At 74.1% G+C, this 21,086-nt stretch carries 18 protein-coding genes; 12 read left to right on the top strand and 6 right to left on the bottom strand.

The window, feature by feature from the left end:
* Window positions 1-26 precede the first annotated feature (26 nt).
* The 6 genes from ACZ7KX_RS15455 (at window position 27) to ACZ7KX_RS15430 (ending at window position 8,006) form a co-directional block, all read left to right on the top strand.
* Window positions 27-656: a PadR family transcriptional regulator gene (locus ACZ7KX_RS15455; protein ID WP_470326858.1), complete on the top strand. Its 630-nt coding sequence runs from the start codon at window positions 27-29 to the stop codon at window positions 654-656.
* Between the two features lie 66 nt (window positions 657-722).
* Entirely contained in the window at window positions 723-1,490 is a 768-nt protein-coding gene (locus ACZ7KX_RS15450; protein ID WP_470326974.1) for an ABC transporter ATP-binding protein, read from the top strand.
* Window positions 1,487-4,357 (top strand): FtsX-like permease family protein, encoded by a 2,871-nt coding sequence (locus tag ACZ7KX_RS15445; RefSeq protein WP_470326857.1) that lies wholly within the window; start codon window positions 1,487-1,489, stop codon window positions 4,355-4,357. Before ACZ7KX_RS15450 ends, ACZ7KX_RS15445 begins: the two co-directional genes overlap by 4 nt.
* 154 nt (window positions 4,358-4,511) lie before the next feature.
* Window positions 4,512-5,915: a dipeptidase gene (locus ACZ7KX_RS15440; protein WP_470326856.1), complete on the top strand. Its 1,404-nt coding sequence runs from the start codon at window positions 4,512-4,514 to the stop codon at window positions 5,913-5,915.
* A 99-nt stretch (window positions 5,916-6,014) separates the two neighbouring features.
* Entirely contained in the window at window positions 6,015-6,926 is a 912-nt protein-coding gene (gene nudC / locus ACZ7KX_RS15435) for an NAD(+) diphosphatase (protein ID WP_470326973.1), read from the top strand.
* Window positions 6,927-7,166: 240 nt separating this feature from the next.
* Complete coding sequence (locus ACZ7KX_RS15430) at window positions 7,167-8,006, top strand: GntR family transcriptional regulator (protein ID WP_350522103.1); 840 nt, start codon at window positions 7,167-7,169, stop codon at window positions 8,004-8,006.
* Window positions 8,007-8,034: 28 nt separating this feature from the next.
* On the opposite strand, the gene ACZ7KX_RS15425 is transcribed toward ACZ7KX_RS15430, so the two are convergent.
* Entirely contained in the window at window positions 8,035-8,292 is a 258-nt protein-coding gene (locus ACZ7KX_RS15425; RefSeq protein ID WP_218203367.1) for a mycoredoxin, read from the bottom strand.
* A 164-nt stretch (window positions 8,293-8,456) separates the two neighbouring features.
* On the opposite strand from ACZ7KX_RS15425, the gene ACZ7KX_RS15420 reads away from it, so the two are divergent.
* From ACZ7KX_RS15420 to ACZ7KX_RS15405, 4 genes are all read left to right on the top strand, one after another.
* On the top strand, window positions 8,457-10,724 hold the full coding sequence (locus ACZ7KX_RS15420; RefSeq protein ID WP_470326855.1) for an ATP-dependent DNA helicase UvrD2: 2,268 nt from the start codon (window positions 8,457-8,459) through the stop codon (window positions 10,722-10,724).
* Between the two features lie 259 nt (window positions 10,725-10,983).
* The gene (locus ACZ7KX_RS15415; protein ID WP_350522101.1) at window positions 10,984-11,442 is read left to right on the top strand and encodes a hypothetical protein; all 459 of its coding nucleotides are present in this window, start codon (window positions 10,984-10,986) and stop codon (window positions 11,440-11,442) included.
* 169 nt (window positions 11,443-11,611) lie between these two features.
* A complete protein-coding gene (locus ACZ7KX_RS15410; RefSeq protein ID WP_402219043.1) occupies window positions 11,612-11,980 on the top strand; it encodes a WhiB family transcriptional regulator in 369 nt (122 codons plus the stop codon).
* Window positions 11,977-12,375: a hypothetical protein gene (locus ACZ7KX_RS15405; RefSeq protein ID WP_470326854.1), complete on the top strand. Its 399-nt coding sequence runs from the start codon at window positions 11,977-11,979 to the stop codon at window positions 12,373-12,375. Before ACZ7KX_RS15410 ends, ACZ7KX_RS15405 begins: the two co-directional genes overlap by 4 nt.
* Window positions 12,376-12,503: 128 nt before the next feature.
* Here ACZ7KX_RS15405 and ACZ7KX_RS15400 read toward each other — a convergent pair whose 3' ends face one another.
* Both ACZ7KX_RS15400 and ACZ7KX_RS15395 read right to left on the bottom strand, forming a co-directional pair.
* Window positions 12,504-13,898, bottom strand: a complete 1,395-nt coding sequence (locus tag ACZ7KX_RS15400) for an ABC1 kinase family protein (RefSeq protein WP_470326853.1) — start codon at window positions 13,896-13,898, stop codon at window positions 12,504-12,506.
* A gap of 159 nt (window positions 13,899-14,057) precedes the next feature.
* A complete protein-coding gene (locus ACZ7KX_RS15395; RefSeq protein WP_470326852.1) occupies window positions 14,058-14,780 on the bottom strand; it encodes a TetR/AcrR family transcriptional regulator C-terminal domain-containing protein in 723 nt (240 codons plus the stop codon).
* A gap of 155 nt (window positions 14,781-14,935) precedes the next feature.
* Between ACZ7KX_RS15395 and ACZ7KX_RS15390 the strand changes: the two genes are divergently transcribed.
* Window positions 14,936-16,483 (top strand): MFS transporter, encoded by a 1,548-nt coding sequence (locus tag ACZ7KX_RS15390; RefSeq protein WP_470326851.1) that lies wholly within the window; start codon window positions 14,936-14,938, stop codon window positions 16,481-16,483.
* Between the two features lie 182 nt (window positions 16,484-16,665).
* Here ACZ7KX_RS15390 and ACZ7KX_RS15385 read toward each other — a convergent pair whose 3' ends face one another.
* Window positions 16,666-17,754 (bottom strand): TOMM precursor leader peptide-binding protein, encoded by a 1,089-nt coding sequence (locus ACZ7KX_RS15385; protein ID WP_470326850.1) that lies wholly within the window; start codon window positions 17,752-17,754, stop codon window positions 16,666-16,668.
* 360 nt (window positions 17,755-18,114) lie between these two features.
* On the opposite strand from ACZ7KX_RS15385, the gene ACZ7KX_RS15380 reads away from it, so the two are divergent.
* Complete coding sequence (locus ACZ7KX_RS15380) at window positions 18,115-18,747, top strand: M48 metallopeptidase family protein (RefSeq protein WP_470326849.1); 633 nt, start codon at window positions 18,115-18,117, stop codon at window positions 18,745-18,747.
* Window positions 18,748-18,902: 155 nt separating this feature from the next.
* On the opposite strand, the gene ACZ7KX_RS15375 is transcribed toward ACZ7KX_RS15380, so the two are convergent.
* Complete coding sequence (locus tag ACZ7KX_RS15375) at window positions 18,903-19,493, bottom strand: NUDIX hydrolase (protein ID WP_470326848.1); 591 nt, start codon at window positions 19,491-19,493, stop codon at window positions 18,903-18,905.
* Window positions 19,490-21,004, bottom strand: a complete 1,515-nt coding sequence (locus ACZ7KX_RS15370; RefSeq protein ID WP_470326847.1) for a zinc-dependent metalloprotease — start codon at window positions 21,002-21,004, stop codon at window positions 19,490-19,492. The genes ACZ7KX_RS15375 and ACZ7KX_RS15370 overlap by 4 nt, the downstream gene beginning before the upstream one ends.
* Window positions 21,005-21,086 lie beyond the last annotated feature (82 nt).

Genomic DNA, 21,086 nt, shown 5'->3' with positions numbered 1-21,086 from the left:
GGGCATACCGGGTATACATACTCGGTATGTCCATCCGTCACGGTCTGCTCGCCCTGCTCGACCAGGGCCCGCGCTACGGCTACCAGCTGCGCACCGAGTTCGAGGCGCGCACCGGCGCCACCTGGCCGCTCAACGTCGGGCAGGTCTACACCACGCTGTCCCGACTGGAACGCGACGGCCTGGTCGAGGCCGCGGGGGAGGACGACGAGGGCCACCAGTTCTACGCCGCCACCGACGCCGGCCGCGCCGAGCTGCGGGCCTGGTTCGACACCCCGGTGCCCCGGACCAGCCCGCCGCGCGACGAGCTGGCGATCAAGCTCGCCATGGCCGTCACCGTCCCGGGGGTGGACGTCTCCTCCGTCGTCCAGGGCCAGCGCCGGCACAGCATCAAGGCGCTCCAGGACTACACCCGGCTCAAGGGCCGCGCCCTGGCCGGCGAGTCGCGCCCCGGCGTGGTGCCCTCCGCGAGCAACGACCTCGCCTGGCTGCTCGTCCTCGACCAGCTGATCTTCCAGACCGAGGCCGAGATCCGCTGGCTCGACCACTGCGAGACCCGCCTCGCCCAGCAGGCCGAACTCCTGCAGACCCGCAACGCCGAGGCCGCCCGCGACGGCGGCGCCGCACCCGCCAAACGCGGCCGCCGCCTGCGCACCTGAGGCCTCCGGCACCCGAACCACCGGCCCGGGCCCCGGCCCCGGGCCCACACCCAGCACAAGGGGGGAATCGTGTCCCACACCCAAGAGTCCCGGCAGAGGCCGGTGTTGCACCTGGAGAACGTCACCCGCGTCCACGGCCACGGCGCGGCCGAGGTCCAGGCCCTGCGCGGCGTCGACCTCAAGGTCCACCCCGGCGAGTTCGTCGCCGTCATGGGCCCCTCCGGCTCCGGCAAGTCGACCCTGCTCACCCTGGCCGGCGGCCTCGACACCCCGAGCACCGGCCGCGTCCTGGTCGAGGGCGTCGTCCTCGGCGACCTCAACCGCAAGAAGCTCGCCCAGGTCCGCCGCCGCTCCGTCGGCTACGTCTTCCAGGACTACAACCTGATCCCGGCGCTCACCGCCGCCGAGAACATCTCGCTGCCGCGCGAACTCGACGGCCTGTCCGCCCGCGCCGCCCGCCGCGAGGCCCTGGTCGCCCTGGAGGAGCTGGGCATCCCCGAGCTCGCCGACCGCTTCCCCGACGACATGTCCGGCGGCCAGCAGCAGCGCGTCGCCATCGCCCGCGCCCTGATCGGCGACCGCCGCCTGGTCCTCGCCGACGAACCCACCGGCGCCCTCGACTCCACCACCGGCGAGGCCGTCCTCGCCGTGCTGCGCGCCCGCTGCGACGCCGGCGCCGCCGCCATGATGGTCACCCACGAGGCCCGGCACGCCGCCTGGGCCGACCGCGTGGTCTTCCTGCGCGACGGCCGCATGGTCGACGAGTCCGCCAGTCAGGACGCCGCCAGCCTGCTCGTCAGCGCCGCCACCAACAGCCTGAAGGTGGACGAGTGAAGCTCAGCGCCTGGCGGGTCGCCCTGCGCATCGCCCGCCGCGACGCCCTGCGCGCCAGGGGACGCAGCGCCCTCGTCATCGCGATGGTGGCGCTGCCCGTCCTCGGCGTCAGCGGCGCCGACGTGTTCTTCCGCAGCGCCGAACTCACGCCCGCCGAACACGCCGTACGGGTCATGGGCCAGGCAGGCGGCGAGCTGGAGATGGTCGAGCGCGGCTCCTCCGTGAAGCAGGCGCCCGACCCGGAGCAGGGGTTCAGCGTCCAGAACCCCAAGGACACCGTGAAGAACGGTGCCGCGCTCACCTACACCCCCGCCCAGCAGCGCGCCCTGGACACCGAACCGGCCGCGCTGGCAGCGCAGTTGCTCCCGGCCGGCGCCACCCTGGTGCCGGAGCGCCAGGGCCCGTACACCGCGGCGAGCAGCGCCGAGGGGCTGCTCAGCACCCGCGTCAACGAGGCCGACCTGAGCGACCCGGTCTGGCAGGGCCGGACGAACCTGGTCAAGGGCCGCGCCCCCGCGGACGAGCACGAGGCCGCCGTCACCCCGGAGTTCCTCAAGCGCGCCGGCCTCAAGCTCGGCGACCGCACCGCCGTCCGCGGTCTGGAGTCGAGCCCCTTCACCATCACCGGCGTCTACGAGTACCCCGGCGAACTGAGCGCCACCGAGCTCTTCGCCCGCCCCGGAGCCCTGATCGACCGGCTGGCCAAGACCGCCGGCACCGGTCGCGGCAAGACCGACGGCACCGACGAGCCGACCCGGTGGCTGGTCAAACTCCCGGCCGGCACCGTCCTCGACTGGCCCAAGGTCACCGAACTCAACCAGTACGGCTTCAGCGTCACCTCCCGCGCCGTCCTGCTCGACCCGCCGGCCCGCGCCGACGTCCCGTACTACGTCGAGCAGGACGCGAAGGGCGCCGCCGACACCGGGTACTTCGACCGGACCTCCGTCGTCATCCTCGCCACCGTCGTCGGCATGGCCCTGCTGGAGATCGTCCTCCTCGCGGGCCCCGCCTTCGCCGTCGGGGCCCGGCGCTCCCGGCGGCAGCTCGGCCTGCTCGCCGCCGCCGGCGGTGACCGTGCCAACGTCCGCGCCGTCGTCCTCGGCGGCGGCATCGTCCTCGGCGTCACCGGCGCCGCGGTCGGCCTCGTCCTCGGCGTCGGCCTGGTCGCCCTGCTGCGCACCCAGGCCGAGGAGTACGCCGGCCAGCGCTTCGGCCACTTCGCGATCCAGCCGGCCGACCTGTTCGGCGTCCTCCTGGTCGGCCTGGTCACCGGGCTGCTCGCCGCCATCGTCCCCGCCGTCCAGGCCTCCCGCCAGGACGTCGTGTCCGCGTTGACCGGCCGCGACTCGCTCAAGCCGCCGAACCGCAAGCTCGCCGCCCTCGGCCTGCTGATGCTCGCCGGCGGCGCCGCCCTCGCCCTGCTCGGGGCCACCAGCGGCGTCGGCAGCCGGAGCCTCGCCGTCCTCGGCGGTTCGGCCGTCGCCGAACTCGGCATGGTCGCCCTCACGCCCGCCCTGGTCAGCCTGTTCGGGCGGCTCGGCCGCTGGCTGTCGCTCGGCCCCCGGCTCGCCCTGCGCGACTCGGTGCGCCACCGCGGCCGCACCGCGCCCGCCGTCGCCGCCGTCATGGCGGCCGTGGCCGGCTCCGTCGCGGTCGGCGTCTACTCGGCGAGCTCGGACGAGCAGTACCGGCGCGAGTACGTGGCCCACGGCCCCGCCGGGTCCGTCATGCTCGGCAACGGCTGGCTGGCCAGCGCCGACGGCAAGGTGCTGCCCCAGATGCGCGAGGCCGTCGAACGCAGCATCCCCGACCTCGGCCCGCGTGCCGACGTCCAGCGCGTCAGCTACAAGACCGCCTGCACCGACAGCGGCCCGTGCGGCTACATCAGCGTGGAGATGCCCAAGGAGGACCGCTGCCCCGCCTTCGAGGCGGACAGGGAGCTGGGCCCGGGCGAACTAGAGCGGCTCATGGCGAGCGACAAGCGCTGCCAGGTCACCACCCGCCGCGGCAACCCCTTCGGCGCGCTGAACGCGGGGGACGCGACCCTGCTGCGCAACCTCTACGGCGTCACCGACGACGCCGCCGGTCAGGCCCTCGCCGCGGGCAAGGCCGTGGTCTTCGACGCCCGCTACATCAAGGACGGCAAGGTCGCCATCCAGTACCGCGAGCCGGTCGACTACACGGCGCGGGGCAACGCCGACCACAAGCCCGCCCAGACCGAGATCGCCGTCGACGCCGTCCTCGCGAACGCCAAGCTGGCCGCCCCCGCCCAGGCGGTGATCAGTCCGGCCACGGCCGCCAGGCTCGGCTTCGTCACCACGGCGGCGGGCTCGGTGTGGCTGCCCGACGCGATGCCCTCCGACGGCTCCGAGCAGAAGGCCGACGGCGCGCTCGCCAAGATCAGCGACCACGACGTCCTGACCATCGAGCGGGGCTACCAGTCCGAGGCCGGCCTGGTCCGCCTCGGCCTGACGGTCTTCGCCGCCCTGGTCGCCCTCGGCGCCGCCGGCATTGCCACCGGGCTGGCCGCCGCCGACTCCCAGCGGGACCTGACCACCCTCGCGGCGGTCGGCGCCGAGCCCCGCATCCGGCGCTCGCTGTCCGGCTTCCAGTGCGGCGTGATCGCCGCCATGGGAGCCCTGCTCGGCGTGGTCTGCGGCATCGTGCCCGGCGTGGCGCTGCGCAAGGTCGAGGGCGCGACGAGCATCTACCCCGGCATGAGCCCCGAGCAGATCGCCAACAAGGCGCTCGTGGTCTTCCCGTGGCCCACCATCGCCGCCACCGTCGTGGTCCTGCCGCTGCTCGCGGCCGCCCTCGCGGCGGTGCTCACCCGCTCGCGGATCACGATGCTGCGCCGCTCGGGCTGAGACCCCGCGGCCCCGCCACCGCCACCTCCGTCGCGCGCCCGTGCCGCGACGGGGGTGACGGACGTTCGGGGGTGACGGAGGTTACAGCCCCGGGAGCGGCCGGCACCCGGACGGCCGGGGCGGACACCCGCACGGGCGAACTACAGTCGTCGGTATGACGAGAACCCCGGACAGCGCCGTCCGCTCCTACATCGACCGGCACCAGGCCTCCTTCCTCGCCGACCTCTCCGAGTGGCTGGCCATCCCGTCGGTCTCCGCGGAGCCGGACCGGGCCGAGGACGTGCGGCGCTCGGCCGACTGGCTGGCCGCCAAGCTGCGGGACACCGGTTTCCCGGTCGCCGAGGTGTGGGAGACCGACGGCCTGCCGGCGGTGTTCGCCGAGTGGCCCTCCGGGGACCCGTCCGCGCCGACCGTCCTGGTCTACGGGCACCACGACGTGCAGCCCGCGGCCAAGGAGGACGGCTGGGACACCGAGCCGTTCACCCCGACCGTGGTCGGCGGCCGGCTGTACGCGCGCGGCGCCGCCGACGACAAGGGCCAGGTGTTCTTCCACACCCTGGGCGTGCGCGCCCACCTGGACGCGACCGGCCGCTCGACGCCGGCCGTCAACCTCAAGCTGCTGATCGAGGGCGAGGAGGAGTCCGGCTCGCCGAACTTCGCCGACCTGGTCCGCCGCGAGGCCGACCGGCTGGCCGCCGACGTGGTCGTCATCTCCGACACCGGCATGTGGTCCGCGTCCACGCCGACCGTCTGCACCGGCATGCGCGGCCTCGCCGACGCCCAGATCGACCTGTACGGGCCGGACACCGACATCCACTCCGGCTCCTTCGGCGGCGCCGTCCCCAACCCGGCCCAGGTCGCGGCCGAGCTGGCCGCCGCCCTGCACGACGCCGACCGCCGGGTGGCGGTCCCGGGCTTCTACGACGGCGTGATCGAGCTGACGGAGCGCGAGCGCGAGCTGTTCGCCGAGCTGCCCTTCGACGAGGAGGGGTGGCTGGAGGTCGCCAAGTCGCACGGCACCCGCGGCGAGGCCGGCTACTCCACCCTGGAGCGGATCTGGGCCCGCCCGACCGCCGAGGTCAACGGCATCTGGGGCGGCTACACCGGCCCCGGCGGCAAGACCATCGTCCCGGCGTCGGCGCACCTCAAGCTGTCCTTCCGGCTGGTCGCCGGGCAGGAGGTGGAGAAGGTCCGCGAGGCGGTGCGGGCGTGGGTGGCCGAGCAGGTGCCCGCGGGCGTGCGGTACGAGCTGGTCTTCCCGGGCGCGACGCGGCCCTGCCTGACCCCGCTGGACCACCCGGCGCTGCAGTCCACCGTCCGGGCGATGGGGCGGGCGTTCGGGCAGAAGATCCTCTTCACCCGCGAGGGCGGCTCCGGCCCGGCCGCCGACCTGCAGGACGTGCTCGGCGCCCCGGTGCTGTTCCTCGGCATCTCGGTGCCCTCGGACGGCTGGCACTCCGTCAACGAGAAGGTCGAGCTCGACCTGCTGGCCAAGGGCGTGGAGACCGCCGCGTACCTGTGGGGCGACCTGGCCGAGAACTTCCGGCCCGGCTCGTGACCGGGCGGCCGCACACCGAGGCAGTCAGATCACTCATCCGGATGATTCACCACGTGGGGATGGAACGACGTGAGCACCGTGCCTGAGACCGAGCGCCCGATGCACCTGGCACTGGCCCGGGCCGGGGTGGACCGGGCGGCCGAGCACCGGTTCGACGAGCCCTGGCTGGCCGCGGCCTGGAGCCACCCGACCACCCGGGTGCTGCCGATCGCCGGCGGCGAGGCGTTCGTGGTCGACACCGCGAAGGGGACCGAACTGGTCCTGCTGCCCTCCTTCGAGTCGCCGCAGACCGGTGACCGGTACTTCCTCGGGACCGACCAGGACGGCGTGTCGTACTTCGCGCTGGCCGGTGAGAGCCTGCCCGGGCGCCTGGACGGCGACGCCCGCCCGGCCGGGCTGCGCGAGGTCGGTGCGATGCTGTCCGACCGCGACGCCGGGCTGCTGGTGCACGCCGTCGCGCTGGAGCACTGGCACCGGCTGCACAGCTTCTGCTCGCGCTGCGGCCACCCGACCGAGAAGGCCGGCGCCGGGCACGTGCGGCGCTGCACGTCCTGCGCGGCCGAGCACTACCCGCGCACCGACCCGGCGGTGATCATGGTGATCACCGACGAGCAGGACCGCTGCCTGCTCGGCCGGCAGGCGCTGTGGCCGGAGGGCCGCTGGTCGACGCTGGCCGGTTTCGTCGAGCCGGGCGAGTCCATCGAGCAGGCGGTGGCCCGCGAGGTGCACGAGGAGGCGGGCGTGCGGGTCGGCGAGGTGCGCTACGTCGCCAGCCAGCCCTGGCCGTTCCCGTCCAGCCTGATGCTCGGCTTCGCGGGCAAGGCGCTGCCGGGCGGCACCGAGATCACCGTGGACGGCGAGGAGCTGGCCGAGGCGCGCTGGTTCTCCCGCGAGGAGCTGCGGGCCGGGATGGAAGCGGGCGAGATCCTGCCGCCGTCCGGCATCTCGATCGCGCGGCACCTGGTGGAACTCTGGTACGGCGAGCCGCTGCCCTCGGCGGCGCGCTGGTAATTCCGCAACGGGGGCTTCCGCCGGGCGGAGGCCCCCGCAGAAAGGGGGCGTGCGGCCAATGCCATGCGCCCCCTTTTTCCTTTCCAATCCCTTCTCGAATTCCTCACCACCTGCTGTTCGTATCCGGACGGGCCAGTTCTGCTACCGGAACGCGGCTCGACGGCCCCGACGCCGACCCGCACGGACGACATTGCCGGAAACGGCTGAAACCGTGTCACCGTGCTCGCTACATTCACTCGGGTGACAATCCCCCGGGGCACCGCCCAATCGCCCAAATACCAGCGCCTCGCCGCCGACCTCCGCCGTCGGATCGCCGAGGGCGAGTTCACCGCCGACGCCGCCCTGCCGGTGGAGAGCGAACTGGAGCGCCAGTACGGCGTCGCCCGCAACACCGTCCGCCTCGCCGTCGACGTCCTGGTCAACGAGGGCCGTCTGGTCCGGCTCCAGGGCAAGGGCACCTACCTGCGCGAACACCCGGTCCTGGACCACCGCGCCTACGGGCCGACCCTGGCCCCCGCGCCGCGCGACTGCCTGGCCGCGCCCTCCGCCGTCTACCTCGGGGAGGCCGCCGAGGCCGGGCGCGAACTCGGCACCGACTTCGAGATGATGATCGTCCGGGCCCGGGTCGACATCGCCGAACGGCTGGGGCTGCGCCCCGGCGAGGCCATCGTGGTCCGCCGCCAGCTGCGGCTGCTCGACCGCGAGCCGTACTCCATCGAGGAGAGCCACTACCGGGCCGGCCTCGCCGCCGGCACCCCGCTGATGGAACCCGACCCGGTCGAGGGCGGGGACGAGGCCGTGCTCGCCGCCCTCGGGCGCACCGAGATCGGCGCCGTCGACCACCTCGTCGCCCGGATGCCCGGCCCCGAGGAGGCCCAGTGGTTCCAGGGCGGCCCGGGCGTGCCGCTCATGGTGCAGACCCGCGTCACCTACGACCGGCGCGGGCCGGTGCGGGTCATCGAGACCCGCTACTCCGCCGACCGCAGCCGGCTCGTCTACGGCATCGGCGACCTCGGCGCGCGCACCACCCTGCCCGCGCCCGCCGCGCCCGTCGACCCCGCCCGGGCCGACGCGACGTGACGCGCGCCGACCGGGCGACCGGGCCGGATCAGGCCGCCAGGGCCTTCTTGACCTGCAGCAGGCTCGGGTTGGTCATGACGACCTGCTCGCCGCCGCCCACCGGCGTCACCAGCACCGTCGGCACCGTCTGGTTGCCGTTGTTCACGGACTCGACGAAGGACGCCGACGCCGGGTCCTCCTCGATGTTGATCTCGGTGTAGCCGATGCCTTCACGGTCCAGCTGGCTCTTGAGTCGGTTGCAGTAACCACACCAGGTCGTGCTGTACATCGTCACGGTGCCGGACATCGAGGGGGCTCCTTCGAAAGAGAGGTGCGTACGGTCTCCGGAGGGAACGTCCGCCGGGCGGCGGGCATTCCGGTCCGCCATCGACCGCACTGCGGAGCGATCATCCTGCGATCACACCCGGCCTGTGGACAACCCCGCCCCCGTTGTCCCACCGGGCTGAGAAGATGGAACGCATGCAGGAAGACCTCTTGAGCGGCAGCCCGTACGACGCCTCCCACGGCTCCCCCTGGGCCGACCCCGGCGCCGCCACGGGCCCCGACGCGGTGCTCGCCGGGCTCGACCCGGAGCAGCGCGCCGTCGCCACCGCCCTGCACGGTCCCGTCTGCGTCCTCGCCGGCGCCGGCACGGGCAAGACCCGCGCCATCACCCACCGCATCGCCTACGGCGTGCGCAGCGGCGTCTACCACCCGCAGCAGGTCCTCGCCGTCACCTTCACCGCCCGCGCGGCCGGGGAGATGCGCGGGCGGCTGCGCCAGCTCGGGGCCGACGGCGTCCAGGCCCGCACCTTCCACGCCGCCGCCCTGCGCCAGCTCCAGTACTTCTGGCCGCGCGCCGTCGGCGGCCCCGTGCCCCAGCTGCTGGAGCGCAAGGTGCAGCTCGTCGCCGAGGCCGCCGGCCGCTGCGGCCTGCGCGTCCAGCGCACCGAACTGCGCGACCTCACCGCCGAGATCGAGTGGGCCAAGGTCACCCAGACCGGCCCCGACGACTACCCCGCCGCCGTCGCCAAGTCCGGCCGCGAGGCCCCCCGCGACCCGGCCGAGACCGCCCAGGTCTACCGCGTCTACGAGGAGACCAAGAGCCGCCGCGGCAACATCGACTTCGAGGACGTCCTGCTGCTCACCGCCGCCATCCTGGAGGACCGCCCGGACATCGCCGACCAGGTCCGCTCCCAGTACCGGCACTTCACCGTCGACGAGTACCAGGACGTCTCCCCGCTCCAGCAGCGCCTGCTCGACCAGTGGACCGGCCCCGGCGGCGGCGCCAGCCTCTGCGTCGTCGGCGACGCCAGCCAGACCATCTACTCCTTCACCGGCGCCACCCCCGACTACCTGCTGAACTTCCGCGGCCGCCACCCCGAGGCCACCGTCGTCAAGCTCGTCCGGGACTACCGCTCCACCCCGCAGGTGGTCCACCTCGCCAACGGACTGCTCGCCCAGGCCCGCGGGGAGGCCGCCCGGCACCGCCTCGAACTCGTCTCCCAGCGCGAGGCCGGCCCCGAACCCGTCTACACCGAGTACGAGGACGAACCCACCGAGGCCGAGACCACCGCGCGCCGGATCAAGGACCTCCTCGCGGCCGGCGTGCGCGCCAGCGAGATCGCCGTCCTCTTCCGCACCAACGGCCAGTCCGAGGTCTACGAGCAGGCCCTCGCCGACCTCGGCGTCCCCTACCAGCTCAAGGGCGCCGAACGGTTCTTCGAGCGCCCCGAGGTGCGCGACGCCGGCGTCCTGCTGCGCGGCGCCGCCCGGGCCGCCTCCGACCCGCTCACCGACGGCGCCCCCGACCTCGCCGGCCAGGTCCGCGCCGTCCTCGCCACCCGCGGCTTCACCCCCGAGCCCCCGGCCGGCTCCGGGGCCGTCCGCGACCGCTGGGAGTCCCTCGCCGCCCTCGTCCGGCTCGCCGAGGAGTTCGAGCGCACCCGCACCGCCGCGGGCCAGGGCACCGACCTCGCCGCCTACGTCGCCGAGCTCGACGCCCGCGCCGCCGCCCAGCACGCCCCCGCCGTCGAGGGCGTCACCCTCGCCTCCCTGCACGCCGCCAAGGGCCTGGAGTGGGACGCCGTCTTCCTCGTCGGCCTGACCGAGGGCACGCTGCCGATCATCTACGCCAAGACCGACGAGCAGGTCGAGGAGGAGCGCCGCCTGCTCTACGTCGGCGTCACCCGCGCCCGCAAGCACCTCACCCTCTCCTGGGCCCTCTCCCGTTCCCCGGGCGGGCGCGCGAGCCGCAAGCCGAGCCGCTTCCTCGACGGGCTGCGCCCCGGCTCCTCCGCACCCGGCGCGCGGACGGGCGCGCGCGGCGGTCGCGGGGGCGTCGAGCACGGCGAGCGCTCCGCCGCCCGGCGGGTCCGCGGACCGGTCAAGTGCAGGGTCTGCGACAAGGTGCTCACCGAGGCCGTCGAGCGCAAGCTGCGCCGCTGCGAGAGCTGCCCGTCCACGATGGACGAGGGGCTCTACGAGCGGCTGCGCGAGTGGCGCGCCGGGCAGGCCAGGAAGCAGGGCGCCCCGGCGTACGTCGTGTTCACCGACGCGACGCTGATGGCGATCGCCGAGGACGTGCCCGCCAGCCGCGGCGAACTGGCCTCGATCTCGGGGGTCGGCGCCATGAAGCTGGACAAGTACGGGGCTGCCGTGCTCTCGTTGTGTGCGGGGGAGGAGCCCGAGGAGGATCCGGACGGCGTCGAGGACGACGGTTCGGTCGATCCGGCGTGAGCCGGCACGGGCGCGGTCCAGGAGACTGCTCGGGGACTTCGAATCCGGCTGCGGAGCGCGCCGTGGAACTCGCCGCGAAAAATAGTTTGCGCGGTGTACCGGGAGCGCAATAGCCTGCCGGGGCGGTCAAGGGGACGCGATCGCACGGGGTCACACCTGTGCCGATTCCCTTGCACCCAGAGCTGTACCGAGACAGACATCCGAACATTCGGAGCCGGGGGAACCGGGCTCCGCGAGACGCCGAGAGGAGGCGAAGACAGTGGGAAACATCATGATCACCAAAATGACTGGCCAGACCGTTGTCGCTGCCTCCCTGCGTGCCGCCCGTCTGCGGGCGCTCGCCGAGCTCGGTGGAACCGGTCTGGGTCTCGACACCACCGGTGTCTCCGTCGCCCCCGTTGTCAGTGGTCTTGGACACACTGATCTGTGCTTCACGGGCAGCAGGAGCATCGAAGGCACCGTTGTCGAGACCGGTCTGTCCCGTGGCTGGGCGTCGTTCGGCACGTCGCGCTCCCTGCGCGATGAGCGACCGACCCAGGCACCGAAGGCAGCTGTAGCCGCCGCCACGCATGGCGGCTATGCGCAGGTCATCGGTGCCGGAAACCCCCAGAAGCAGAACGAGCAGCTGATTAACCAGGCCATGGCCGCCTTCAACGGCGCCAAGGCCGCCCGGATGCGGGCCTTCCGCGGCCCTGAACCCTGGAGAGAACGAACCTGAGTCAGCCTCAGGTCGGCACCTCCAGGGCCGCGGAACCCGTCACACCGGGATCCGCGGCCCTTCTGTTTTGTCCGGTACGCAAGACCAACCCAGGCCCTCCGGGGCCTCCGGCCCAGCACCACCAGTCCACTGGGCCGGAACCACTGAGAAGACGAGGAAGACGCCCACAGTGTCCACGGTCATCACGCCGCCCACCCCGTCCGTACCGCCGACAAGCCAGATCACCAAGGCCGACCAGGCCGACCCCCCGGAGGTTCCTTCCATGCAGATCAGCTCCATCGAGCAGGCCGAGGCGCTCGGTCTCCCCATCCCGTGCCGCGCCTTCGACCCCGAGGTCTTCTTCGCCGAGACGCCCGCCGACGTCGAGTACGCGAAGTCCCTCTGCGGCACCTGCCCGGTGAAGGACGCCTGCCTGGCCGGCGCCCTTGAGCGGCGCGAGCCGTGGGGCGTCTGGGGCGGCGAGCTGTTCGTCCAGGGTGTCGTCGTGGCCCGCAAGCGGCCCCGTGGCCGCCCGCGCAAGACCGAGGTCATGGCGTGAACCCCGCCGACCAGGCCAGGGTCGTCCGCCGGGGAGAGCAGCCCCCGCTGGACAGCGCCCTCCGCCGTTCCGTGCGGATCGCCGCCGCCAAGGCCGACGCCGCAGTCCGTAGCCCATTCCCGAGCACGCACCACGAGCAGGACCACGACATGACCCCCGCCGCCGTCGATCCGACCGCCCGCGCCGAGCAGGCCACCGAACGTCAGACCCAGAACAGGATCCTCGAAATGCAACTCCTCCACGAATCCCTGGCCCGGGCCCATATGCATGACAGGCTCCACGAGGCCGAGAACCAACGGCTCGTCAGCCGGGTCATCCGGGCCCGCAAGCTCAGGCAGCGGGCCGAGCGGGCCTCGCTGCGGGCCCGCAAGGCGCTCGCCGTGGCGCTGATGTAGGACCCGTGGGCCCCGCCGGCCCTCCGCTTGACCCCCGTCGTGCCGCAGGCCGCTTCCCCAGGTGGGGAGCGGCCTGCGGCCGTGGGGGCGGCGGTCGGGGCGGACGCCCTCCGCCGGCCCCGGCGGTGTCAGTCCTTCGTGACGCGGACCGGCGCGGTGCCCTTGCGGGCCTTCGCCTGCTGCGGCGGCCGCGGCCGGTCGCCGAACTCGGGGAGCCACTCCAGCATCTCCGCGCGGAACGGCGCCTTGGCGCCCAGCTGGCAGAGCACGCCGATGGTGCTCAGCGTCACCCGGTGGATCAGCAGGTAGGCGGGCGGCAGGTTGAGCTGCTTGCCCAGGTTGTAGGCGGGCGAGCGCGGATCGGCGATCCGGGCCGCCTGCGCGCGCATCCAGGCGCGGGTGAAGTGGAAGTTCTCCACCGCGGCCGGCTCGATGATCGGGAGCAGGTAGTCCAGCACCGCGTCCGGGTCGAGCTGGATCGAGGGCTTCACGAAGCCCTCCTCACGCAGCATCTTCAGCACGCCCGCCGCGTTGCCGTCCAGCGCCATCCGCAGCGAGGCCCCGATCGGCGCGGGGAGCCCGCCGGGCAGCCGGTCCACCGTGCCGAAGTCCAGCACGCCCAGCCGCCAGCCGGACACCGGGCCGTCGTCCTTCAGCAGCCGGAAGTTGCCCGGGTGCGGGTCCGCGTGCAGCAGGCCGGTCCTGGACGGCCCGGCGAACAGGAACCGGGCCAGCAGCTGCCCGGCGCGGTCGCGCTCCTCCTGGGTGCCGCGCGCGATCACCTCGGCCAGCGGCGTGCCGTCCATCCACTCGGTGACCAGCACCTGGTCGGCCTGCGCCACCACGCCGGGCACCACGATGTCCGGGTCGCCCGCGAACTCCTCGGCGTGCAGGCGCTGGGCCTGCGACTCCAGCTCGTAGTCCAGCTCCTCCGAGACGCGCTCGCGCAGCTCGGCGATCAGCGGCTTGATGTCCAGCCCGGGGATCAGCGGGCCCAGCAGCCAGGCCACCCGGCTCAGCTGCGACAGGTCCGCGAGCAGCGCGTCGCCCGCGCCGGGGTACTGCACCTTGACCGCGACCCGGCGTCCGTCGTGCCAGACCGCCCGGTGCACCTGGCCGATCGAGGCCGCGGCCGCGGGCCGGTCGTCGAACTCCCGGAAGAGCTCGCGCCAGTCGTCCCCGAGCCGCTGGGCGAGCGCGGTGTGCACCTTGGCGGCGGGCATCGGGGGAGCGGCGTCCTGCAGCTTGGTGAGCGCGGCCCGGTACGGACCGGCGACCTCCTCGGGCAGCGCGGCCTCGAAGACGGACAGCACCTGCCCGAACTTCATCGCCCCGCCCTTGAGCTCGCCGAGGACCTTGAACAGCTGGTCGGCCGTGGCCTGCTGGAGCTCGGCGGTGACCACCTCGGCGGAGCGGCCGCCGATGCGCCTGCCCAGGCCGAGCGTGGCGCGTCCGGCTATCCCCAGCGGCAGGGCGGCGAGCCGTGCCGTGCGGGTCACTGCCTTGCGCGGAAGATCGCTCACCCGGGCCTCCAATCCCCTGGCCCCCCGACACCGGACGGCCGACCATCACTACGCCATTGTGCCCGCTCCCCGCGCCGGGCCCGTCGGAATTCCGCGGGGCGGGGCGGGGAGTTCCGCCCCTTTGCGGGGAGTTGGGCGGCTTGGTCCCGGTCGGCCGGGTCAGCGGGGCAGACGCAGGGCGAGACCGTCCAGGACGACCTCCAGGCCGTAGCAGAACTTGCTGTTGCGGATCTCGACCGGGTCGGGGGTCGCGGCGGCGGCCGTGTAGGCACCGGAGAGGTGCGCGTAGTCGGCGGTGGCCTCCAGGGCAGCGGGCATCAGCCGGGCGATGAACTCGGCCTCGGTCTCGCCGGAGCGCGCCACGGTGGTGAGCCAGGCGGCCTCGGTGGTGCTCATGCCGATCACGAAGGCGAGGAGCGTCTCGATCGCCCGGGCCGGCTCGGGGAAGCCGGCGGCGGTGAAGAGGGCGCCCAGCCGCTCGGAGAAGGCGAGCAGGTTGGGCCCGAGGTAGGCGAGGCCCGCCTGGCCCAGGACGGAGGAGAGCCAGGGGTGGCGCAGGGCCGTCTCCCGGAAGCCCTCGGCGGCCTCGGCGGCGGCGGCCCGCCAGTCGGGGCTCCCGGCGGCCGGCAGGGCCATCTCGCCGAAGACCTCGTCCACGGCGAGCTCCATCAGCTCGTCCTTGGTGGCCACATGCCGGTAGAGGGAGGTGGCGCCCGCGTTCAGACGGGCAGCGAGCTTGCGCATGCTCAGGGCGTCGATGCCGTCGGCGTCCAGCATCGCGATCGCCTCGCGGACGATCGCGGCCCGGCTGAGGGCGGGCTGGTCGGGCTCGGGCTGCCGACGGGCCCAGACGGACGGGATCGGGTTCGTTCGGGCGGCCATGCGGCTTCTCCTCCTACGCGCTGCGTACACCGTTCGCATGGAGCGTACAGGAGTCAAGGGTTGCGCACACTGTTCCACGGTGCGTACAGTGTTCGCATCGACGGAACGCAGTGCGCACCGGGGGAACGGTGTGCGCAGATGGGGAGGGATGGCCGATGTCAGCCGACGACGTGACCGGGGCGGTCGACACCGCGGGGCGCTCCACCGGGGGCCGCAATCCGCACCGCTGGTGGATCCTGATCGTGCTCTGCCTGAGCTCGCTGGTGCTGGTGGTCGACAGCATGGCGCTGACCGTCGCGGTGCCCTCGATGACCGCGGACCTGGGCGCGAGCGCCCAGGACACCCAGTGGATCCTCGACTCCTACGTCCTGGTCTTCGCCGGCCTGCTGCTGACCGCCGGCAGCCTCGGGGACCGCTTCGGGCGCCGGAAGGTCATGATCATCGGACTGCTGCTCTTCGGGGCCGCGTCGCTCGCGGCTACCGTCTGCACCAACCCCGGCGAGGTCATCGCGGCCCGGGTCGCGATGGGCGTCGGCGGAGCACTGATCATGCCCTCGACGCTGTCGATCCTCATCACCGTCTTCGACGCGGAGGAGCGCAACAAGGCGATGGCCGCCTGGAGTTCGGTGGCCATGCTGGGGCTGGTCGGCAGCCCGGTGCTCGGCGGCGTGCTGATCGACCACTTCTCGTGGCACTCGATCTTCTTCATCAACGTCCCGGTGGTGGCGCTCGCGGTCCTGGCCGGCCTGCTGCTGATGCCGGAGTCCAAGGGGCCGTGGCAGAAGCCCGACCCGCTCGGCGCGGTGCTGTCGGCCGTCGGCATGACCGCCCTGGTCTGGTGGATCATCGAGATCCCGCAGCACGGCGCGTTCGCCGGGCGTGAGCTGGTCACCCTGGCCGTCGCGGTAGCCTCGCTCGTCGGGTTCGTGGTGTGGGAGAACGTCACCGCCGCGCCGATGGTGCCGCTGGTGCTCTTCAGGGCCCGCGACTTCAGCGGCGGTTCGCTCTCGCTGACCCTCGTCCAGATCGGCAACGGCGGGCTGCTGCTGGTGCTCACCCAGTACCTGCAGTTCGTACTCGGGTACTCGCCGGTCAAGGCGGGCCTGGCGTTCCTGCCGCTGGCCGTCGCGGCGCTGCTCGGCAACGGGGTCGGTGCCAAGGCTGCGGCGAAGATCGGCAACCGGCTGCTGATCCTCGGCGGGATGCTCGTGATGGCCTCCTCGTTCGCGCTGCTGACCACCGTCTCGGCCGACACCGGCTTCGCAGTCCCGGCCGTCGCGCTCGGTCTGCTCGGCCTCGGTGCGGGCCTGGCGATGCCGGCCGCGGTGGGCGCGCTGATGGGGACGATCCCGCCGGAGCAGGCGGGCGTCGGTTCGGCGCTGAACGACACCATCCAGCAGGCGGGCACCGCGCTCGGCATCGCGATCCTGGGCTCGCTGCTGTCGAGCGGCTTCGCGGACCGGATGCCGGCCGGGACGCCGGAGCAGGCGAAGCACTCCATCGCCGGGGCGCTGGCGATCGCCGGCGGGGACTCCGGGCTGGTCCGGACCGCCCGGGAGGCGTTCACCGGGGCGATGACGACCACCTTCACCGTGAGCGCGACCGGTGTGCTGGCGGCGGCGCTGGTGGCCACGCTGGTGATGCGGGACCGGAAGGCGGCGGGGGCCGCGGAGAGCGCGGAGGAGGCCGTGAGCGCCGCCTGACGCCGGGCGGCGAGTGGACCGGGAAGGCCGGCACCCTGCGGGGTGCCGGCCTCCGGCGGTCCCCGGCGGTCCCCGGCGGTCCCCGGCGGTCCCCGGCGGTCCCCGGCGGTCCCCGGCGTTCCGTGATGCTCCCCGGCGTTCCCCGGTGTCGGCGGTGCCGCTCGGGCGACCAGAGCCGGCGCTCACCCCGGCGGCAGCGGCTGCCACAGGCACCCGCAGTCCGGATGCCCCCGCAGCCGCAGTCGCCGGGCCATCCCGTCGCCCGCCGACACCTCGCACCACCCGTCCACGCTCGGTGGCCGACCGCCGTCCAGGTACACCTGGGTGTGCAGCGCCGCCAGTCCGGCGACCGCCGTCGCCAGGGCCGTGTCGCAGGCCGGGGTGCGGGCCCGCCCCGGGCCCTCGTGGGCCAGCTGGGCCAGGACCCGCGGCCAGGCCGCGTCCTCGTCCTCCCTCCGCAGCACCAGGCAGTGCCCGCACGCCGACCTCCCGGGGACCACCAGCGGTCCGACGACGCCGAACTCCTCGACCACCCCCACGTACAGGTGCGGCACCCCGGCCCGGAGCAGCAGCCGGGCCTCGTACGTCCCGCCCGCGAAGGCGGCGCTGCCGTCCCGGGGAGCGAGGACCACGAAGTCCGGCGGGCCGTCCCCCGGTCTGCGGCGCGGCACCGGAGCGGCCGGACGGCCCGCGGCGCGCAGCACCGCCTCCCGGGCCGCCGTCGCGCGCAGCCGTCCGACGTCCGCGGGCGGCAGCCCGGCCGGGGAGCAGTCGCCCGGCTCGACCCGGCCGCCGTCCGTGACGGTGACCGTGCCCGTTCCGCCGGCGGCGAGCACCGCCGCCACGGCGGCGCCGACCCGGCCCGCGCCGCGCACCTCGATCCGGGCGTCGGCACGCCGGGTCAGGACCGCCGGGGCGGCGCCGGGGCCGGAGTGGACCAGGGAGAGCGAGGCGAGGTCGGGCCCGAGCAGCTCGCGGTGCGGCTGGGGGAAGCGGGTCAGGGCCCGGTCGGCGGCCTCGGCGTCGTCCAGCAGCCCGGTCTCCTCCAGCTCGGTCAGCAGGGTGTCGGCCGGCTCGCGGCCGAGGCCGATCCGCTCGCCGGCCGCCAGGAGCTCGGGCCGGTCGCGGGTGCCATCGAGCAGCCCGAGGAACGCGCACAGGGTCGGGTCGGCGTTGCCGAGCACCCCCGCGTGGCGGGTGACGGTGCCGAACTGCAGGGTCTCGGAGTCCCGCCAGCTGCGGGACAGGGCGGGCTTCAGCGCGAGGCGCACGGCGATCTCCCTTCCGATCGTTTCCGGACTGGCGACCGCAGCATGCCCCGTCGCGCCGACGGCGTGCCGAGGGTTGTCCACAGGTCCGTACCCATGATCGGAACATCGGTTCGCACGCCCTGTGGATAACTGCTCATCCTCCCCGGCGTCGGTTTCCGGACACCCGCCGTCGACTTTTCGTTCCCGATCACTCCATGAAAGATTCCGGCCATGGCAGCGGACTTCTGTCCGTGGTACCGGGTAACGTCGTGTGCCATGGCAGCCGAGCGGGACTCCCATCCACCGGCGTCGCGTCGGCGTGCCCGTGCAGCGTCCGGGTCGCAGGTCGCGGCGCCGAACACGCGCGGGCGCCCGGACCAGATGCACCCGGAGCAGCCGTCGAGGCCCCCGTCGCCGCAGCACCCGCCCGTCGGGGCGCTCTCCCCGGAGGCGCACGACCGCAGCCGGGTCGAGGTGCGGCGCAGCGCCCGCCGCAGCCGTACGGTCTCCGCCTACCGCGAGGGTGACCGCACCGTCGTACTGATCCCGGCCCGGATGTCGCACGCCGAGGAGCAGCGCTGGGTCGCGCAGATGCTGGAGAAGCTCGCCGCCCAGGAGTCCCGGCGGATCCCCGGGGACGGGGCCCTGATGACCCGGGCCCGCGACCTGTCGGCCGCCTACCTGGGCGACCGCGCCCATCCCACCCAGGTCCGCTGGGTCACCAACCAGAACTCGCGCTGGGGCTCCTGCACCCCGAGCGAGGGCACCATCCGCCTCTCCCACCGCCTCCAGGGCATGCCGGAGTACGTCCTGGACTACGTACTGCTGCACGAACTGGCGCACCTGCTGGTGCCGGACCACGGTCCGGCGTTCTGGGCCCTGCTGGAGGCCTACCCCCGCACCGAGCGGGCCCGCGGCTACCTGGAGGGCGTGGTCTCGGCGGCCCGTCTGCCGCACATCCCCGGTGCCCGGCACGCCGGTCCGGGGCCGGACCCGGCCGCCTCCTGCGGCTGAGGGCACTGCCGGGAGCGCGGCCGGGGCCGCGGCCGGGGGCGTGATCGAGGAGGGCCCGGGACGCCGGACGGCCGGAGCGCGGCGGGGCCCGATCGGAGGACGACGCGAAGGGGGCGCGGGCCGCAACGGCCCGCGCCCCCTTCGTCTGTCTCACCTCAGCCGGTCAGCCGCCGTGCCCGGGCCACCAGGTCGCGCACCGAGTGGTCGGTGAGCTCCGGCAGCCGGTCGTAGTCGAACCAGCGCAGGTCCAGCGACTCCTCGCTGATCAGCGCTTGCGCGCCGGCCGGGGCCACCGCGACGTACTGGACGTCGAGGTGGGTGTTCTCCGGCCGGTCCTTTCCGGCGCAGCGCACCTGGTGCCGGTCCAGCTTGGCCGGGACGGGGGCGCCGTCCACCTCCAGCAGGACCAGGTCGGGGATGCCGGACTCCTCGACGGCCTCGCGCAGCGCGGCCGAGGCGAGGTCGCCGTCCCCGGGCTCGCAGTGCCCGCCCATCTGCAGCCACATGCCGACCTTGGGGTGCAGGGTGAGCAGCACCCGACCGGCCGCCGGGTCGACGACCGCCGCGCTGGCGGTGATGTGAGCCGGCAGGCAGGAGCGGTACAGGCCCTCGGGCTGCTCCGCCAGGTGCTCCAGGTAGTCGAGCCGCAGCCGTTCCTGGTCCTCCTCGGCGGGGCGCCACGCGGACAGTGTGCGGACGGCGTCCGCGTGCAGGGTGGACGCGGACGTCCCGGTGTCCGTGGTCATGCGGTGGGCTCGCCCTTCCCGTCGGTGTCGGTGCCGTCGGCCTTCGGCTCGTCGTCGCGCTTGGTGAGGTCGGGCTTGCCGGCCGCGGCCTCGCCGAGCAGCTTGTCGAGCGCGTCGAAGTCGATGCCGCCCTCCAGGCCGTCCGCGGTGCCCCGGTGCACGAAGGCGTCCGGGTCGTCGAGGTCGGCGGCGGTGGGCAGCATGTCCGGGTGCTCCCAGAGCGCGTCGCGGCCCTCGATGCCCCGGGCGTCGGCGAGCAGCGCCCACAGCCGGGAGGCGTCGCGCAGGCGGCGCGGGCGCAGTTCCAGACCGACCAGGGTGGCGAAGGTCTGCTCGGCGGGCCCGCCGGCCGCGCGGCGGCGGCGGACGGTCTCGCGCAGCGCGCCGGCCTGCGGCAGGTGCGGTTCGGCGGCGGCGTGCACGACGGCGTCGACCCAGCCCTCGACCAGCGCGAGCGCGGTCTCCAGGCGGGCGAGCGCGGCCTTCTGCTCGGGGGTGTCCTCGGGCTGGAGCAGGCCGCCGGCCAGGGCGTCCTGGAGCGCCTCGGGGTTGCTCGGGTCGAGCTGGCCGACGAGCTCCTCCATGCGGGAGGTGTCGACCTTGATGCCGCGCGCGTAGGCCTCGACGGCGCCCAGCAGGTGGGCGCGCAGCCACGGCACGTGGGCGAAGAGCCGCTGGTGGGCGGCCTCGCGCAGGGCGAGGTAGAGCCGGACCTCGTCGGCGGGCACGTTCAGGCCCTCGCCGAACTCGGCGACGTTCTGCGGCAGCAGCGCGGCCTTGCCGGCCGGGGCGAGCGGCAGGCCGACGTCGGCGGAGCCGACCACCTCGCCGGCGAGCGCGCCGAGCGCCTGGCCGATCTGGGTGCCGAACATGGCGCCGCCCATGGAGCGCATCATGCCCATCAGCGGGCCGGCCATGGCCTGCATCTCCTCGGGCAGGATGCCGCCCATGGCGTTGCCGACGCGCTCGGCGACCGGGTCGACCAGGTCCTTCCAGACCGGGAGGGTGGCCTCGATCCACTCGGCGCGGCTCCAGGCGACGGCGGTGCCGGCGCCGGAGGGGAACTCGGTGGAGCCGTCCAGCCACAGGTCGGCCAGCCGGACGGCCTCGGCGACGGCGGAGCGCTCCGCGTCGCTGACCGAGCGGTCCTTGCTCTTGCCCTCGGCGGGCTCGGCGACGACGCTCTGGCGGGCGATGTTCGTGGCGAGGTCCCAGTTCACCGGGCCGCCCTCGAACGAGAGCATCTGCCCGAGCTGCTGGAAGGCGGCGCCGAGGTCACCGGGGTTCATGCCGCCGAACATCGCGGCGAAGGGGTTGTCGGCACCGCCGCCGCCGGGGGCACCGGGCATGCCGAACATCGCGCCGAAGGGGTTGGCACCCCCGAAGCCGAAGGGCTGCGGGCCGGAGGCGGACTGCTCCTGGTCCCTCTTCTTCTGGGCGTCGTCGGGCTTGGCCTTGCCGTCCTCGGGCTCCTCGGGCGGAACGCCGAATCCGAAGGGAAGGTCGCTCACGGGGTCCTCGATCCGGTCGGCCGTCATGCGGGTGTGGCGGAAAAGTCTGCGCCCGGGGCGGCGGTGGAGTGGGGGACTCGGG

The organism is Kitasatospora sp. NPDC038210 (assembly GCF_055600605.1).
The sequence above is the reverse complement of the archived record's forward strand: the minus strand, read 5'-3'. Positions and strand labels throughout refer to the sequence as shown.

Excerpts from the sequence above, each read along its gene's own strand:
- ACZ7KX_RS15455 (WP_470326858.1), top strand. The coding sequence starts at position 27 with ATGTCCATCCGTCACGGTCTGCTCGCCCTGCTCGACCAGGGCCCGCGC.
- ACZ7KX_RS15440 (WP_470326856.1), top strand. The coding sequence starts at position 4,512 with ATGACGAGAACCCCGGACAGCGCCGTCCGCTCCTACATCGACCGGCAC.
- nudC (WP_470326973.1), top strand. The coding sequence starts at position 6,015 with ATGCACCTGGCACTGGCCCGGGCCGGGGTGGACCGGGCGGCCGAGCAC.
- ACZ7KX_RS15425 (WP_218203367.1), bottom strand. The coding sequence starts at position 8,292 with ATGTCCGGCACCGTGACGATGTACAGCACGACCTGGTGTGGTTACTGC.
- ACZ7KX_RS15420 (WP_470326855.1), top strand. The coding sequence starts at position 8,457 with ATGGAACGCATGCAGGAAGACCTCTTGAGCGGCAGCCCGTACGACGCC.
- ACZ7KX_RS15395 (WP_470326852.1), bottom strand. The coding sequence starts at position 14,780 with ATGGCCGCCCGAACGAACCCGATCCCGTCCGTCTGGGCCCGTCGGCAG.
- ACZ7KX_RS15390 (WP_470326851.1), top strand. The coding sequence starts at position 14,936 with ATGTCAGCCGACGACGTGACCGGGGCGGTCGACACCGCGGGGCGCTCC.
- ACZ7KX_RS15380 (WP_470326849.1), top strand. The coding sequence starts at position 18,115 with ATGCACCCGGAGCAGCCGTCGAGGCCCCCGTCGCCGCAGCACCCGCCC.
- ACZ7KX_RS15375 (WP_470326848.1), bottom strand. The coding sequence starts at position 19,493 with ATGACCACGGACACCGGGACGTCCGCGTCCACCCTGCACGCGGACGCC.